15 protein-coding genes are annotated in these 16,738 nt (G+C 65.7%); all 15 read right to left on the reverse strand.

What is annotated here, in order from left to right; genetic code table 11:
* Positions 1–6 precede the first annotated feature (6 nt).
* From ftsA to mraZ, 15 genes are read right to left on the reverse strand one after another with little or no spacing between them, the layout of a single operon-like run.
* Positions 7–1,242: a cell division protein FtsA gene (gene ftsA / locus HZB53_14970; protein MBI5878950.1), complete on the reverse strand. Its 1,236-nt coding sequence runs from the start codon at positions 1,240–1,242 to the stop codon at positions 7–9.
* Positions 1,243–1,259: 17 nt separating this feature from the next.
* Positions 1,260–2,075: an FtsQ-type POTRA domain-containing protein gene (locus tag HZB53_14975; protein MBI5878951.1), complete on the reverse strand. Its 816-nt coding sequence runs from the start codon at positions 2,073–2,075 to the stop codon at positions 1,260–1,262.
* Entirely contained in the window at positions 2,075–3,187 is a 1,113-nt protein-coding gene (locus HZB53_14980) for a D-alanine--D-alanine ligase (protein MBI5878952.1), read from the reverse strand. Before HZB53_14980 ends, HZB53_14975 begins: the two co-directional genes overlap by 1 nt.
* Entirely contained in the window at positions 3,184–4,110 is a 927-nt protein-coding gene (gene murB, locus HZB53_14985; GenBank protein MBI5878953.1) for a UDP-N-acetylmuramate dehydrogenase, read from the reverse strand. The genes HZB53_14980 and murB overlap by 4 nt, the downstream gene beginning before the upstream one ends.
* Positions 4,111–4,114: 4 nt before the next feature.
* On the reverse strand, positions 4,115–4,960 hold the full coding sequence (locus HZB53_14990) for a hypothetical protein (protein ID MBI5878954.1): 846 nt from the start codon (positions 4,958–4,960) through the stop codon (positions 4,115–4,117).
* Between the two features lie 45 nt (positions 4,961–5,005).
* The gene (murC, locus tag HZB53_14995; protein ID MBI5878955.1) at positions 5,006–6,424 is read right to left on the reverse strand and encodes a UDP-N-acetylmuramate--L-alanine ligase; all 1,419 of its coding nucleotides are present in this window, start codon (positions 6,422–6,424) and stop codon (positions 5,006–5,008) included.
* A gap of 11 nt (positions 6,425–6,435) precedes the next feature.
* Positions 6,436–7,518 carry a UDP-N-acetylglucosamine--N-acetylmuramyl-(pentapeptide) pyrophosphoryl-undecaprenol N-acetylglucosamine transferase gene (locus HZB53_15000; protein ID MBI5878956.1) on the reverse strand — a complete coding sequence of 361 codons (1,083 nt, stop codon included), beginning with the start codon at positions 7,516–7,518 and terminating at the stop codon, positions 6,436–6,438.
* Between the two features lie 26 nt (positions 7,519–7,544).
* Positions 7,545–8,717, reverse strand: coding sequence for a cell division protein FtsW (locus tag HZB53_15005; protein MBI5878957.1), 1,173 nt, complete (start codon positions 8,715–8,717; stop codon positions 7,545–7,547).
* A gap of 5 nt (positions 8,718–8,722) precedes the next feature.
* Positions 8,723–10,102 (reverse strand): UDP-N-acetylmuramoyl-L-alanine--D-glutamate ligase, encoded by a 1,380-nt coding sequence (gene murD / locus HZB53_15010; protein MBI5878958.1) that lies wholly within the window; start codon positions 10,100–10,102, stop codon positions 8,723–8,725.
* A 22-nt stretch (positions 10,103–10,124) separates the two neighbouring features.
* A complete protein-coding gene (locus HZB53_15015; GenBank protein ID MBI5878959.1) occupies positions 10,125–11,162 on the reverse strand; it encodes a phospho-N-acetylmuramoyl-pentapeptide-transferase in 1,038 nt (345 codons plus the stop codon).
* A gap of 39 nt (positions 11,163–11,201) precedes the next feature.
* Positions 11,202–12,632 (reverse strand): UDP-N-acetylmuramoyl-tripeptide--D-alanyl-D-alanine ligase, encoded by a 1,431-nt coding sequence (locus HZB53_15020; GenBank protein ID MBI5878960.1) that lies wholly within the window; start codon positions 12,630–12,632, stop codon positions 11,202–11,204.
* 22 nt (positions 12,633–12,654) lie between these two features.
* Positions 12,655–14,391: a penicillin-binding protein 2 gene (locus tag HZB53_15025; protein MBI5878961.1), complete on the reverse strand. Its 1,737-nt coding sequence runs from the start codon at positions 14,389–14,391 to the stop codon at positions 12,655–12,657.
* 4 nt (positions 14,392–14,395) lie between these two features.
* Positions 14,396–14,857, reverse strand: coding sequence for a hypothetical protein (locus HZB53_15030; GenBank protein ID MBI5878962.1), 462 nt, complete (start codon positions 14,855–14,857; stop codon positions 14,396–14,398).
* Positions 14,854–15,741: a 16S rRNA (cytosine(1402)-N(4))-methyltransferase RsmH gene (gene rsmH / locus HZB53_15035; GenBank protein MBI5878963.1), complete on the reverse strand. Its 888-nt coding sequence runs from the start codon at positions 15,739–15,741 to the stop codon at positions 14,854–14,856. The genes HZB53_15030 and rsmH overlap by 4 nt, the downstream gene beginning before the upstream one ends.
* Before the next feature lie 43 nt (positions 15,742–15,784).
* Positions 15,785–16,231: a division/cell wall cluster transcriptional repressor MraZ gene (gene mraZ / locus HZB53_15040; protein ID MBI5878964.1), complete on the reverse strand. Its 447-nt coding sequence runs from the start codon at positions 16,229–16,231 to the stop codon at positions 15,785–15,787.
* Positions 16,232–16,738 lie beyond the last annotated feature (507 nt).

Below are 16,738 nucleotides of genomic sequence, written 5' to 3' on the forward strand. Positions count from 1 at the left end.
GGCTAGTCAGGCGGCGCGTGGCAGCACATTCTTCAGCCAGTTGAGTGCCCGGCCAACGCGACCGCGCGGTTCATGCTCCTGCGCGTGGGTCGACAGCGCCGCTTTGTTGAGGCCCCAGAGCAGCAAACCAACGGCCGTAGCATACGCGGGCGACATGACGGTGTCGCTGAGTCCCTCGACGTCATGCGGTTCCCCGACGCGCACGGGCACGCCGAGTATGTCGCGCCCGAGATCGCGCAGGCCAGGCAACTGCGCCACACCGCCCGTCAGCACGAGGCCGGCCGGCAGCAGCCCGTCGTAGCCGGAGCGCTTGACTTCTTTCAGGATCAGCGAGAACATCTCCTCGGCGCGCGCCTGCAGGATGTTGGCCAGTTCGCGGCGCGGCACCGGCGCGTGACCGTTGTCGCCGAAGCGCTCGACGTCGATCATTTCGTCGGCGTTGATCTGCTCCGGGTTCGTGGCGCCGTACTGCACCTTCAGCGCCTCGGCCACGGCGAACGGCGCGCGCAGGCCAATGGTAAGGTCGTTGGTATACTGCCAGCCGCCCAGCGGCACCACCTGCGAATGCCAGATGCTGCCGTCGATAAAGATGGCGATGTCGGTGGTGCCGCCGCCGACATCGGCCATGATGACGCCGGACTCTTTCTCGGCGTCCTGCAGCACCGCTTCGCCGGAGGCCAGCGGTTCCAGCACGAGATCGTTCACGTTCACGCCGGCCATCTCGACGCAGTGAATCAGATTGTGAATCGACGGCTGGGCGGCGGTCACGATGTGCGCCTCGACTTCGAGGCGGAAGCACTGCATCCCGACCGGTTCGCGCACGCCGTCCACGCCGTCGAGCGTGAAGCCGCGCGGGATGACGTGGATCACCTCGCGGTTGGGAGGGATGGCGATGGCGCGCGCCGATTCGAGCGCGCGCTGCACGTCTTCCTCAGTGATGGCGCGCCCGCCGTGCGAGACGGCCACGACGCCCTTGCTGTTGAGCGACGAGATGTGGTCGCCGGCCACACTGACGTAGGCGCCCTCGATCATGTAGCCCGACGAGCGCTCCGCCTTCTCCTTGCTTTCCCTGATGGCGGCGGCCGCCTCTTCCACGTTGACGACGACGCCCTTGCGCAGCCCGCGCGATGGCGCCACGCCGACGCCGATGACGCGCAAATGCCCGTTCTCCGGGTTGCGCTCGGCGATCAGTGTGCACACCTTGGTGGTGCCGACGTCAATTCCGACAATGGGTCCAGGCATGGCTTGCCGCGGGGCGCTCACCGCGCCTTGTAGAATGCGCGATCCGGCAGTCGTACGTCTACGTATTCCGGATCGATCTTTTGCGCCAGCAGATGCGCGCTCAGGGATTGCAGCATGGCGAGCTTCGCGTTGATCTGCGTTGCTTCGCCAAACAGCACCTTCCAGCCGTGCTCCTCGTTAAACGCCAGGCCCCGCGCGTCCGAGTACTCCATGCGCCTAATGGACGGCAGCGCGGTATTGACCGCCTTGATCGCGCCAATCAGCTTCACGTCGAGGCGCGTGCGGGTAGCGCCATCCAAATCGCGGACGACGACCAGTTCGGGCGGGATGGCGCCCTGCGCATACAGCGCGCCGGCCTCATCCGCCCATACCGTTCCGCGCCCGTTGTCCCATGCCACCACGGGCATGCGCTCGCTGACACGGATGTGGACGGTGTTTGGAAACTCCAGCCAGGCGTCGGCGTCGCGCACGCCGGACAGTTCGCGTACCTGGCGCTCGATCTCGCTGTACTGTAGAAAGAAGACGCTGTAGTTGCGAATGCCGGCCTTCGCGATAATGGTATCCGTCGCTGCCAGCCGATTGCCGTCCACCTCGACGCGGCCGACGTAGAACAGATCGTTCATGCCGAACGCATACAGCAGCAGCAGACACCCGGCCATGAGCGCCATGCCGTCCCAGCGCACCCGGCGGGCGCTGTCCAGAACCATGTGCGGCCGCGCGACGGCCAGCCGGTTCTGAAAGCGGTGGCGCAGCGTGGGGCGCGCTTGCGACTGCTTGGCGCGGCGCGGCGGTTTGCGCGGCGCGCGCGGGGTCTGCGGTTCGGGCGGGTTCATTAGAGTTGCGACCGTTTCTTGTCGGCGTACCGCTCGAGCGCCAGCATGATCAGGCGATCGACCAGTTCGCCATAGCTGACGCCGGACGCTTCCCACAGTTTCGGGTACATCGAGAAGCGTGTGAAACCCGGAATGGTGTTCAACTCGTTCAGGTATACCTTGCCGGTTTCGCGCTCGATGAAGAAATCGGCGCGCGCCATGCCGGCGCAATCGATCGCGCGGTAGGCGCGCGCTGCCAGCGCGCGCACGCCGTCGGCGGTCTCGGCGGGGAGGTCGGCCGGAATGATCAAGTCGGCTTCGCCGTCGGTATATTTGGCGATATAGTCGTAAAAGTCGCGCCGGCGGGTGCGGATTTCCCCGACCACGGATACGACCGGCTCGTCGTTACCGAGCACGGCGCATTCGACCTCGCGCACATTCAGCCCCTGTTCGATGATGATCTTGCGATCGTAAATGCTCGCCGCCTCGATGCCGCGCCGCAACCCGTCGCGGTCGGCTGCTTTGCTGATGCCCACGCTCGAGCCCATGTTTGCGGGCTTGACGAACAGCGGGTAGGGCAACTGCGCCTCGGTCCGCGCGATGGCGCCATCGGCATCGCGCTCCCAATCGCGGCGGCGGACGACGGCAAACGGCGCGATCGGCAGTTGGTGCGCCATGAAGATGGTCTTCAGCAGTTCCTTGTCCATGCCGACTGCCGAGGCCGCCACGCCCGCGCCGACGTAGGGTATGTCGGCCATCTCCAGCATGCCCTGCACCGTGCCGTCCTCGCCGAGCGGCCCGTGCAGGATGGGGAAGACGACGTCCACCTCGCGCAGCGGCGAAGGTCGCAGCGTCATTGATGCGCTCTTCGCCTCCCGCGCGACGACCGCTTTGTCGTCGATGGCGTCATTGCCGTTGCTATGTGCCGCCGCATCGTCGCCGACGCCTCCCGTCAACTGGCGAAGCGCCCTGCCGCCCGACAGCCAGCGTCCTTGTTTGTCGATGCCGATCAGTACCGGTTCGAACTTACGCCGGTCGAGCGCGTCCAATGCAGACTGGGCCGAGGCCAGCGAGACTTCGTGCTCGCCAGACTTGCCGCCAAACAATATACCCACCCGCAGTTTGCGTTTCATGCGCCGCTTGCCTGTGCCTGCCACTCGCCGAGCAGCTCGATTTCGGTTTCCAGTGTGACGCCGAAGCGTTCGCGCACTCGTACCTGCACCAGCCGGATCAGCGTTAGCAGGTCGCCGGCGGTCGCGCCGCCCGCATTGACAAAGAAGTTGGCGTGTACCGGCGATACGAGCGCGCCGCCCACGCGCGCGCCTTTCAGCCCGGCGGCGTCGATCAGCCGTCCCGCGTAGTCGCCCGGCGGGTTCTTGAACACCGACCCCGCGCTCGGTTCCGGCGGTTGCGTGGCGCGGCGGTACTCGTTGTGCTTGCGCAGTCGCTCGATCACGGCTTCGGGCGCTTCGCGCACTAACTTCATGGTCGCCGCGAGCACGATTTCGTCTTGCCGGCCCTTGAAGCGGCTCGTGCGGTAACCAAAGCCGAGCGCCGCTGTGTCCAGGGTACGTTCCGCGCCCGCGCCGTCCAGCACGGTGGCGCTCACGACGCAGTCAGCCATGCATGCGCCATGTGCGCCGCAGTTGTTTACTACGGCGGCGCCAATCGCGCTCGGAATGCCGACCGCCCATTCGAGACCGGCCCAGCCTCGGCGCGAGACCGTGTTCGCCAGTTGCGGCAGCGATCCGCCGGTCTCGGCGTACAACGTGGCGACATCGTCGCGCTCGGCTAATTCGTAGCCATCGCATTCGGCGGCGATGACCAGTCCGCGCAGGCCGCGATCGGAGACCAGCACATTCGTCCCGCGACCCAGCACCCGATAGCCGATGCCCGCGGCCCGCGCAGCCAGCACGGCGCGCTTCAGCACGGCGACGCTGCCGGCGGCCACGAAGAACTCGGCAGGGCCCCCGACACGCCACGAGCAGTGACGCGCCAGCGGCTCGTCGCTTCGGACCGGCGCACCGATCTGCTCGGCCAGCGCGGCTGCGTTCATGCGGTTACGCACCCTTGGGCTTGCCCTTGCCCAGGCTGCCAATCAACCCGCCCAGGGACTTAGCCGGCGGTCCGCCGGGGCTGCCGCCGCCCTGCGCCGTGTATATCCGGTTGATCGCCGTGGCCAACCCGGCCAGCGCCCAGCCCAGCGTCCAGAGCGTATTCTTCGGATCGGTAATTGCGACGCCGAACCCGACCATCCAGTCCAAGAGGTTGGCAAAGCCGCCGGCGGCCGACTGTGGGATGAAGAACAGCCAGACGCCGAACAACTCGATCACGCCACGCCAGAAAACCTTGGCATCGGCCCAGCCCCGCCCGCCGATCGCCATGCCGAGTATGACGAGCCCCAGCAGCCAAACCCAGTTTGACCGTTCATTTATCATCTGGTCGCCAAGCGTCACGCCGACCCCCGCCGGTCCGATCGGCCCCATTTTGATAATCCGCAGGGTTTGACCGATCAGATGGTAGACGAAGAAGCAGATGACCAGCGCCAGCAGGTCATCGTATATGTTCGGCGAGTTGAGCGCGCGCATGTAGTAGCGGACCGCCAGCAACAGGAATACCAGGATCAGCAGGAAGCCGACACGGTAGCCGTCCAGAATCAGTGTGTTGCCCGTTTTGACGACGACCACGTTTGGATCGAACTGGAACGCCTTGATGATCTGCGTGGCGCGGTCATCGAACCAGCGGGTGAAGCCCTCGGCAATGCTGAATGGGAAGGCGCCCTGCGCAAACATCTGGTTGTTGCGCAGGTTCTTCGCCAGGTCGGTCGCCGGTGTCTTCAGAAATATGAACGACGTAAGAAACACCCACCAGTACAGCAGGTTGCGCGCACTAAACACTGTGGACATGTTCTGCTCCTTGGGCGGTCCCTTCGCCGGGCGCCCGCGCCGCTTTCAAGATTGCGCTCCATGCGCAAGCGGCGCCGGCTCTGAAACCGCCGTGCCCGCCAGTCCGTTCAGCAGGCGTCCGCTTAATGTGTTGATATCCCCCGCTCCCAGCAGCAGCAGCACGTCGCCGGGACGCCACGCCGCGCGCAGGGCCGTCTCGGCGGCGGCCAGCGTTGGCGCAAACTGCGCGGCCGGATGCCGCATGCGCGCCACGATGTCGCGGCCGCTGACGCCCAGTGTGTCCACCTCGCGTGAGGGGAAGATCTCCGTGATGATCACCGCATCGGCCTGCGCGAATGCGCCGGCAAACTCGTCCAGCAACGCGCGCGTGCGCGAGTACGTGTGCGGCTGAAAAACAGCCCAGACGCGGCGGCCCGCGTAACGCTCGCGCGCGGCCGACAGGGTCGCCCGAATCTCCGTCGGGTGATGCGCGTAATCGTCCACGATGGTGATGCCACCGGCCTCGCCGCGCACCTCGAACCGGCGCTGCGTGCCGCGGAAACGCGCCAGCGCGTCGACCGCAGCCGGCATGTCCAATCGCAGCCGGTCGAACAGCGCAACGACGGCGCACGCATTGAGCATGTTGTGCCGGCCGGGTATGCCCAGCCGTACCACCGCGATCGAGCGGCGGTCGTGGGAGACGACGTATTCAACGCCCTGCCCGGCGTGCACCTGCGGGTCGACAATGCGGTAGTCGTTGTAGTCGGCAAAGCCGTACGAGCGCGCATCGGGCGCCACGGCCCGCAGCGCCCGCGCATTGTGCGAGTCGCCGCAGACGATGACCGCGCCGTGCGCCTGCGCGATGCTCGGCAGCGTCACGAATTGCCGGAAGTCGCGCACCATGGCGGCCTCGTCGGCGAAGCAGTCTGGATGATCAAACTCGATGTTGGTCACCACGCCGTGGCGGGGCTTCAGCCCCAGGAACATGTGATCGTACTCGTCGGCTTCGATCACGAAATGTGGGCCGCGCCCGAAGCGCGCGTTGGTCCCGTAATTGGTCATCACGCCGCCGACGATGAATGTCGGATCGAGTCCCAGCTCGCTGAGACAGAACGCCGTCATGGCGGTCGTCGTCGTCTTGCCGTGCGTCCCGGCGATGGCAATCGCCTCGCGCGCCTGCATCATCTCCGCCAGCAGCGCATCGCGCTTGATGACGGGCAGTCCTGCCGCGCGCGCCGCCGCCAGTTCCGGGTTGTTCTCGCGCACCGCCGACGATATGACGACCAGTTCGGCGTCCGCCAGGTTCTCGGCGCGCTGGCCGATGCTGATGCGCGCGCCCAGCGCCGCCAGGGCGGTCGTCTGCGCGCTGGCCGCCTGGTCCGAGCCGCTGACCTGCTTGCCCTGCTCGACCAGCGTCCGGGCAATGGCCGACAGACCCGCGCCGCCAATGCCGATAAAGTGAATTCGATTGAAGCTCGCCAGCATCGTATGCCGATCTATGCTCGCCGCATGCACGCCTGCGTGACCTGCGCGATCTGCGCGGCCGCATCGGGACGGGCCAGCGACCGCGCCTGACGCCGCATTGCGTCAAGCGCGGCCGGATCACCGGCCAGCCGTTCGACCACGGGCGACAACTCGTCGCCCAGTTGCTCATCGCGCACGATGACCGCTGCACCATGCTTCGCCAGATAGTCGGCATTGACTTTCTGGTACCGCCAGGCATGCGGGTAGGGCGCCAGCACGGCCGGGAGCCCAAACAACGGAAACTCCCCCAGCACCGACGCCCCGGCCCGCGAGACCACAAGGTCTGCGGCGGCCAGCGCGTCGCCCATCTCCGCATGCAGATAAGAGTATATATGATAACGACGGCGCTGCGCTTCCGTCAGCGCCGCGTGCGCTGCTTCCACTGCCGGCCAGTCACCGCTGCCGCTGATGTGGATGATCTCGACGCGCTCCAACAGCCGGGCCGCGTTCGCGATCACCGCGCGATTCAGACTGCGCGCGCCACGCGAACCGCCAAAGACCAGCACAACCAGCGAATCGTCCGCCGCGCCAAAGGCCTGCCGTGCCACGCTGCGCGGCCGTCCGGCGGCGGCCAGCAGTTCGGGCCGCAACGGGTAGCCGGTGACGACGAACTTGCGCGGCGCAAAATACGCCTGCGATTCGCCGGCGGTGGCCGCCACGCGCGTGGCCAGCCGCCCGAGCACCCGCACCGACAGCGCCGGCTCAATATCCGGCAGGTACACCACGAGCGGCACGCCGAGCATGCGCGCGGCGCAGGCGATCGGCACGGTGATGAAGCCACCGGTAGCCAGTATCGCATCGGGCCGGAAGCGTCGGATGACGCCGATTGCCTGCCCGAAGCCGGCCGCCAGGCGCAACGCGTTCGGCGCCGCCTGCCGCCAGCCCACACCGTGCAGTCCGCCGCCGCTGATCGCCTGGTACGGCAGCTTCTCGCGGGCGGTCAACTCCTGCTCGACGCCGGATCCGCCGACAAACAGCCATTGCGTGCCGGGCATGACGGCGCGCACGGCCAGCAGCGGGTACACATGCCCGCCGGTGCCGCCGCCGCACAGCATGACGCGGCGCGGCCCCGCCGCGTGGCTCACTCCGCGTGTGCCGGGGCGGCCGGCCGGCCCACCGATGCCGCCATACGCGCGTTCGGCTGGTGTACCCGCGGGGCCGACAGCGCAATATTGAGCAGGATGCCGATTCCGGTCATCTCCGCGACGAGCGCCGACCCGCCGAGCGAGATAAACGGCAGCGGAATGCCGGTGAACGGCACGGTCGACGTGGCACTCGCGATGTTCAGCAGCGCCTGCACGCCGATCCAGAGCGCGATGCCCATACCCAGCAGCCGTCCAAACAGATCCGGCGCGTTCAGGGCGATCGTCATGCAGCGCCACGTCAGGAACGCAAACAGCACGACGATGACCGCGCAGCCGACGAATCCGAAGTCGTTGCCGATGACGGCGAAGATCGCGTCAGTGTGCGATGCCGGCAGGTATTCCACCGTCTTGGAGAGCGTGCCAAAGCCGTTGCCGGTCAGACCGCCGTTGCTCAGGGCGATCAGCATCTGGTAGATCTGGTAGCCGTCGCCCGTGCGGTCTTTCAGTGGTTCCAGGAACCGCATGAAGCGCGCCACGCGCCACGGCTCGGACACCAGCAGCGCGAAGACCAGCGCCGCCATGATACCGCCCAGGGTGCCAAACTGCGACAGGGGGGCGCCGGCGATGAAGAACATGCCCATGGCCGTGGTCACGATCACGATACTGGTGCTCAGGTCGGGCTGCAAGGCGATCAAGCCGGCGCTCACGCCGATGATGAACAGGAATGGAATAAAGCCATCGACGATAGTGTTCAGCCGGCTATGGCGCTTGGTCAGCCAGTGACTAACATAGATGATGACGATCAGTTTGGCCCACTCGCTGGGCTGTATCGATGCGTTATCGGTCAACCAGCGGCGCGCGCCATTGGTCAGCGCGCCAAACACGAGCACCAGCAGCAGGATGAACATGATGCCCAGCGCCAGCGGTACCGACAGCCGCTGTAACTTTGCGTACGGAAACTGGCTGGCCATGAGCATGCCGACGGTTCCGATGACGGCCCACATCATTTGGCGCTTCAGAAAGAACATCGCGTCGTCGTATGCGCTATACGCCCACTGGTGGCTTGAACTGTATACCGTGGGCACGCCGATGGCGATCAGCGCGAACACAAAGATCAGTAACCAGCGGTCAAAGTTTAGGCGGATGCCGAATGGCAAGCGGGATGGCATCGTGTTCACTCCTGGCCCAGGCCCATTACCAGCGCACGGAACTGATCGCCACGATCAAACTCGTTCTGGAACATGCCAAACGACGCGCAGGCCGGCGAGAACAAGACGGTGTCCCCGGGCTGTGCCACGGCGAACGCGTCCTGCACGGCATCGGCCAGCGCCTTGTACCGTCCGAGAATGCGCGTCCCGCCGCCGCCGAAGCGAATCATGGAGTCGAGCATGTAGTGTGCTTCGCCTTCAAGCAGCAACATGAGCTTGGCGCGCACCGAAAGGGAGCGGCCGAGCGCTTCGAAGTCCAGCTTCTTGTCCGAGCCGCCGCCGATCCAGATGATGTTTTCGCCCACGGCCTTGAGCGCCGCGATCGCCGCCGCCGGGGCGGTGGCTGTCGAGTCATTGATCCAGCGCACGCCGTTCAACTCGCGGACCAGCTCCATGCGGTGCGGCACGCCGTGGAACGCGCGCAGCGCGGGCTGAATCTGCGCCGGGCTGGCGCCCGCATCGAGTGCGAGCGCAACTGCGGCCAGCGCGTTTTCCACGTTGTGGTCGCCGGGCAGCTGCAAATCAGTGCGGCGGGCTATCACCTCGACCTGTCCGCCCGCCTGGCGCACGATGTCGTCGCCGAGCAGATAGACGCCGTCGATCGGTTGCGTGCGGCTGAACCAGGCAACGCGCGCCGGCGCCTGGTCGGCCCATTCACGCCCCTGTTTCTGGTCGGCGTTCAGCACGACGACGTCGCCGGGCTGCTGGTACTTGAAGATGAGCGCCTTGGCGTCCGCGTACTCGCCCATGTTCGCGTACCGGTTCAGGTGGTCGGGATGCAGGTTCGTGATGCAGGCCCGGTGCGGGCTGGTCTGCAAATCGGCCAGCCCTTCGCACTGCCACGACGACATTTCAAGCACGACCGGTGTGGTGGCATCGATCTGGTCGAGTGTATCGAGCGCCGAGACGCGCAGGTTGCCGGCGACAACGGTGCGCGGGTCCATCGCCTTGAAGATCTCGCCGACGAGCAGCGCGGTCGTCGTTTTGCCTTTGGTGCCGGTCACCGCGGTGATCGGGGCCGGGCAGGCGCGGAGGAAGAGACCGATCTCCATCTCGATCGGCACGCCGCGCGCGCGCGCTTCCTGCAGCAGTGCGTGCTCGCGCGGCACGCCGGGATTGCGGACGATCAGATCGGCCTGCGCGAAATCGGATGCCCGGTGTTCGCCCAGCACATAGTCAATCGGCAGTCCGGCCAGCGCGTCGAGCGACTCGCGCAGGTCCGCTTCGCTTTTTAGATCGGTGACGGTAACGCGCGCGCCATACCGGGCCAGAAAGCGCGCCACACCGACACCACCGCCGTGCATGCCCAGTCCCATGACCAGGGCGCGCTTACCTGCCAGATCAATCATAGGTCGCTCGTCCGCCTCATTACAGCAATGCCAGCGCGATGCCCGCCATCGCGCACAGGATGCCCGCCAGCCAGAAGCGCTGCGTGATGTGCGTCTCGCTCCAGCCAGTCAGCACGAAGTGATTGTGCAGCGGCGACATCTTGAACAGCCGCTTGCCGCGCGTGAGCTTGAAGTACGCGATCTGCAAGACCACGCAGCCCAGTTCGGCTACGAAGATGCCGCCCACAATGGGATAGAGCAGCCACTGCCCGGTCATGAGCGCGACGGTGCCCAGCGTGCCGCCCAGTGCGACCGAGCCGGTGCCGCCCATAAACATCTCGGCCGGGTAGGCGTTAAACCACAGGAACGCCAGCAGGGCGCCGACCATGATAAAGCAGAACGTCGCCAGCCAGCCCTGCCCCTGCAGGTAGGCGATAATGGCGTAGGCGGCGAACGCTACCGCGCTCGTCGTGCCGGCCAGCCCGTCGAGCCCGTCGGTCACATTGACGGCGTTGGCGCTGGCGACGATGATAAAGATCGCGATCGGCAGCCAGAAGATGCCGAGATCGATCTTCTCTCGGATGCCCGGCAGCGCAACGCTGTTCAACTGTGGCGGGCCGAAAAAAAGAATGCCCGCGATGATTGCGGCGATCGCGATCTGCAGCGGAAATTGCTCCCGCGCTTTCAATCCGCGCACGCCATTGGCCCGCGGCCGCACGACCAGGTAATCGTCCACCATGCCGAAGATGCCGAATGCCAGCAGGGCGAACAGCGGCACGACAATCGACCGCCCGACGAACACTTGCCGTGCGATGCCAAGTTCGGCCAGCAACGCCTGACCGAACGACGTGCTCGACAGCAATTGCACCAGGTTGACCGCCAGCGTTAGCACGACCACGGGTACGATGATCATCAGCCCGCCCATCACCGGCGTTCCCATTTTGGATTGGTGTGTGCTGGGGCCCTCGACCCGGATTGTTTGTCCGATGCGGTTGCGCCGCAACAGGCGGATCAGAGGCGGGCCCCAGATCACGGCAAGCAGGAACGAGACGGTCGCCAGCGTTAACGAGTAGGCCATGGTACACGAGCCAACGACTCCGGCGGGGCGCAGCGCGCCTTAGTGGCCGTGGTGACGATGCACGGATAGTTGTGTGACGACATCTTCCATTGCCATGCCGCGCGAGCCTTTGACCAGCACCATATCGCCGGCCTGCAGCAACTCGCGCAGGAGGGCGACGGCGGCCGTCTTGTCGGCGCAGAAGTACACGCGCGAGCGATCCATACCCTCGTCGATCGCGCATGCGCCGATCGTGCGCGCGCGACTGCCGACCGCCACGACGATATCGGCCACCTCGGCGGCGCGGCGCCCGACCAGTTCGTGCGCCTCGCGCTCGTAGTCGCCGAGTTCCAGCATATCGGCGAGCACGGCGATCTTGCGGCCTTCCAGTTCGCTCAACAGATTGAGCGCCGCGATGCAGGACGTCGGGCTGGCGTTATACGTGTCGTCGATGAGCGTGGCATCGTTGATGGCCCCGACCGCTGCCAGCCGCAGTTGGCCCGACACGTCTTGCAGGCCGCCGATGATCTCTTCCCAGTCCATGCCTTCGGCAATCCCGACGGCTGCGGCGGCCAATGCCGTGTGTACGCTGTGCCGGCCCAGAAGCGGCACGGTAACGTGCAAGCGGGTGGAGCCATGGTGTACCCAGAAACGGGTGCCCTTAAGCCCAAGCCCCTCGACGTCGCCGGCCCACAGATCGTTGGCCGGGTCCAGCCCGTAAGTTATCACCCGTGCCGCCGTAACGTGGCGCATCGGGCTGACCAGCGGGTCGTCGCCGTTCAGCACGGCCCAGCCATCGGCAGGCAGCGCGCGCGGCAGTTCGGCCTTGGCCTGCGCGATCCGCTCGATGCTGCCGAGCCGCTCGAGGTGCGACGGGCCGACATTGGTCACAACGCCGATGTGCGGTTGCGCAATTTCGGCCAGCCGGGTGATCTCGCCGAGATCGTACATGCCCATCTCGAAAACGGCGCGCTCCGGGCGGCTGTCCATCGCCAGCAGCGCCAGCGGCAGACCCGACTCGCTGTTCAGATTGCCCGCACTCTTGTACGTGCGGAAGCGCCGGCCGAGCACAGCGGCGATCGTTTCTTTCGTGATCGTCTTGCCCACGCTGCCGGTCACGCCAATGACCTGCAGCGCAAATCGCCGGCGCCACCAGGCCGCGATGTCCTGGAAGGCGCGCAGGCTGCTGGGTGCCAGCACGATAGCCGGCAACTGCAAAACGGCCTGGGTTGTCACGGCACCCAGGTCGATAAGCGCGGCGGCGAGTGGTTCGGGCAGGCGGGAACGCTCGGCCAGCACCACCTGAGCGCCGCGCGATAGCGCATCGCCGATGTGCCGGTGGCCGTCGGTCTGCTCGCCCGGCAACGCCACGAACGCCGACCCTGGCACGCACTGGCGCGAATCGACGTGCCATGCCGCGATGCTGTGCGCGGCCCAGGCTGCGGGGCGCTTTCCCGTCAGCGCTTCAGCAACGTCGGCCAGCGTTAGCATCAGGTCTCGAAAGCGATGCCGGTTAGCGGTTGACGGCCTTGCTGCCGATATCGAGCATGGTGACGAGCTTCCTGGCAATCTCGCGAAAGACCGGGCCGGCAGTGTCGGAACCGTACTGGCTGGTCTGCGGCCGATCCAGCTTGACGAGCATGACAAAACGCGGCGCCTCGACCGGCGCCCAGCCGACAAACGACGCGATGGTTGCGTTTTCGTCGTATCTTTGGGTGACCGGATTCACCACGCTGGCCGTGCCCGTCTTGCCGGCGACGCGCATTCCGGGAACCTGCACCGGAATGTTCTCTTTCTCAAGTGCGTTGGCCAGCATGCCTGCCAGCGTGTGCGCGGTGTCGCTGGACACCACGCTGCGCACGCGCACCGGCGCGACGGTGCGCGCCTGACCCTGGCCGAGAACGGTGTCGGCCAGATACGGCTTCATCAGCACGCCGTCATTTGCAATCACCGCGGCCATCATCGCCACTTGCAGCGGCGTCGCCGTCATGCCCTGGCCGAACGAGTTGGTGCCGAGGTCGGATACGTACCAGCCGGGCGTGCCGGGTGCGCGGATGGTGCCCTGCGCCTCATTAGCCACGTCGATGCGGGACGGCTTGCCAAAGCCGAACAACTCAGCGTACTTGTAGAAGACGTTCGGCCCCATGCTCGTGCTCAGGTATGCCGAGCAGACATTAAGAGACATGGCGAGACAGTCGGTCATGTTGACGCGCCCGTGCGACTTCTTATCCCAGTTCTGGATGGAGCGGCCGCCGACGATGATCTCGCCGGTGTCCACCATCGTGCTGGCGGGCGTAAACTGGCCGCTGTCCAGCGCCGCGGCCATGGTCATGATCTTGATGACCGAGCCTGGTTCGTAGTCAATCGATACCGCCGGATTGTTCAGCAGTGCGCCGGCTGTTTCAAAGAACCGGTTCGGATCGTATGCCGGCCGGGATGCCATCGCCAGTATCCGCCCGGTGGACGGCTCGATGACGATCACCGTGCCGCTGGCCGCCTTCGTCCGTTCGATGCCGGCCGTCAACTCGCGTTCCACCACATCCTGGATCGCCCAGTCGAGCGTAAGCACCAGATCGCACGCGGTGGTCGACGGCTGGAAATCGCGCACACCGAGGGTGAGCCGCGCCGGAGTGTACCCAATGTCCGACAGACACTGGCTGTCATTGCCGTGCAGTTGCTTGTTGTAATAGCTCTCCAGGCCGTAGATGCCGTCGCCTTGCGCCGCGACGAAGCCGAGCACGTGCGCGGCCAGGCCGCCTGCCGGGTACTGGCGGCTGGCTGTCAACTGCAAGCCGATGCCCGGCAAGTTGCGCGACTTGATCTGATTGCCGATCGCGAGCGATACCCCCGTGTCGAGCACGACCCACGTTACCTTCGGATCGGCCACCTTCTTCCAGATGAAGTCGATCGGCTTGCCCAGCAGCAGGGCGAGATGCTCGGCCGTGCGCCGCCGCGTGGCCTCACTGCCCATCGCGTAAGGCGAGGCGTCCACGGTGAACGCCCACGTATTCAGCGCCAGCGGCATGCCGTTGCGGTCCAGGATGGCGCCGCGCGCCACCGGTGCCTTGCGCTGCATCTGCGCGGCCACGTCGTTGGCAACGATACGGAGCTCGTCGAAGCGCACGATCTGCCAGACGAACAGCGGGATGACCAGCAGGAGGATGAGCGTGACGAGCCCAATCATGACGACTTGCGCTCGTCTGGTGGTGCCGGCCAGGTCGGACGGTCTGGGACCGTTCTGGTTTGCCATTATGCTACCGCCTGGCGGTCTTCAGCCGCTGCACGAGGCCGTCAAATAGCCGGCGGCCGAGCGATCGTTCGTCGCGCGCGGGCTGGCTCATGCTTTCGGGCGCCGGGTCAGCGGCCACCGCTGGGACGGCCAGCTTGATGCTCTTGCTGAGCTCCGTGAAGCCGAGCGCGTACGCCCGGTCACGGATGCGCGCCGGCTTCTCCATTTCCGCGATATCGACGGTGAGCTGAAGGTTTGCGCTCTGTGCCTGGTCGATCTTCTGCCTCAAAATGTCAATCTGCTGTGAGGTCTCAGTCGAGACTGACGACTCAAGCACCGTCAGCATGACCGCAATCGCCAGGAACGCGATCGTCAGCGCCCAGCGAGTCCAGTTGCGCCAGTTTGGCCTGAACTCGGCGGCGGATATCACGCGCGGGCGTTCGGTCAGGATGTGTGACGACAGATAGCGACGGGTGTTTAGGGTCATAGAAAGCTCCTCTCCGCAAACCGGGATTCGGGAGGGGGAGAGAAAGGGCCGTCGACTTTGACGGCCGCGCGCAGTTTGGCGCTGCGGCTGCGCGCGTTGGCTCGAACTTCCTCGTCCGAGGCCGTTACCGGCTTGCGGCCGCGGACCGTGAGGGTCCCCGCCGCCTGTTGCGCCCGCAAGAACTGCTTGACGATCCGGTCTTCCAGCGAGTGGAAGGCGATGACCGCCAACCGCCCGCCGTCGCGCAACAGGCCGACGGCTTGCGGCAGGGCCGCTGTAATGATCGCCAACTCGTCGTTGACGGCGATGCGCAGGGCCTGAAAGGTGCGGGTGGCCGGGTGGTTCTTTCCCCTGTGGCGGACGGCGCGAGCGACGACCGCGGCTAGTTCGCCCGTGCTGTACAGCGGACGCCGGGCGACGATCGCGCGAGCGATGCGGCGTGAATCAGGTTCCTCTCCGAACTGGTAAATCAGGTCGGCCAGTTCGCGTTCCGACCAGTGGTTGACGATTTCGCCGGCGGTGAGCGCCTGCGACGGGTCAAACCGCATGTCGAGCGGACCATCGGACTGCAGGGCGAAACCGCGCGTGGCATCGCCCACCTGCATGGACGAGAATCCCAGATCGAGCAGGATCCCGTCCACAGGCTCAAAGCCGGACTGGCGGGCGACGGCCGCCAGGTCGCCAAAACTGGCATGCACCAGCACGACACGCTCGGCGTATGCCGCCAGGCGTGCGCGGGCTAGTTCCAGCGCCCCGGGGTCCCGGTCCATTGCCAGGAGCCGGCCCGACGGCGCCGAGCGCTCGAGTATGACGCCGGAGTGCCCGCCGGCGCCGAGCGTGCCGTCGATGTAGCGGCCGCCCGGCTGGACAGCCAGCGCATCCATGACCTCAGCCAGGAGAACGGGAATGTGTTCCACATGTGACACCCTAGAGGCCCATGCCCGTCATTTGCTCGCCGATGAACTGGTTGTCGCGCTGCATGCGCGCCACTTCCGCCGCCCATCGTTCTTTGGCCCAGACTTCCACGCGATTCAACACGCCGACGACGATGGCGGTGCCGTTCAGCCCGGCGTAGTCGCGCAGTCCGGCCGGCACGAGGATACGGCCCTGGCGGTCGAGCTCGCACTCGGCGCCGGAGGCGAACATGCGGCTGAAGGTGCGACCCTCGCTGTGGCCGATCGGCAGGTTCAGAATCTTTTCGCGCAGCGATTCGAACTCACTGGTGCGCAGTATGAAGAGGCAGCCGTCCAGCCCGCGTGTTATGAACAGCGTGCCGGTCAGCCGGTCGCGAAACGCCTGGGGGATGGTCAGGCGGCCTTTTTCGTCAAGGCTATGTTCAAATTCGCCAACGAACGTTTGTTCTGTTTCTCCCACCGGAAGCCTCAAACGCCACGCTGAGCTTGATTGACGACCCACCAATTGCCACTTTTCAACACTTGCAGGCAGTATATACCACTTTTCGTCACCTGACAAGCACTTTGGCAGTATTTTCCCAGATATTTAAGGAGAAGACTTGGGATATAGCTGTGATAACATGTCAGCATGGCCAACCAATGAACACATACATAATATGTAATATAGATCAGCCATAGTTGGTTCGGTCTGCGGAGACAGATCGCCGACTCGAGCGCCTCGATACTGCGAGGTGGACGCCCAGCAATTCTCATTTTGAAGTCTGGCCACCAGGTTGCCCCCTCATCCCCTGGCCCCTGCTCCCCCGCGCGCGGGGGAGCAGGGGAAAAACTAACGGGGAGGTGCGCGGCGGCGCAGCCGACACGCACCTCCCCGTAGAATCTCTCCCCCTCCCAACGAAGTTGGGAGGGGGCCGGGGGGAGGGAGGCACTCATTATTCGTCGAATTGGCTTGCGTGATAAGCACCTG

This window comes from Chloroflexota bacterium, assembly GCA_016235055.1.
Classification (GTDB): domain Bacteria; phylum Chloroflexota; class Anaerolineae; order JACRMK01; family JACRMK01; genus JACRMK01.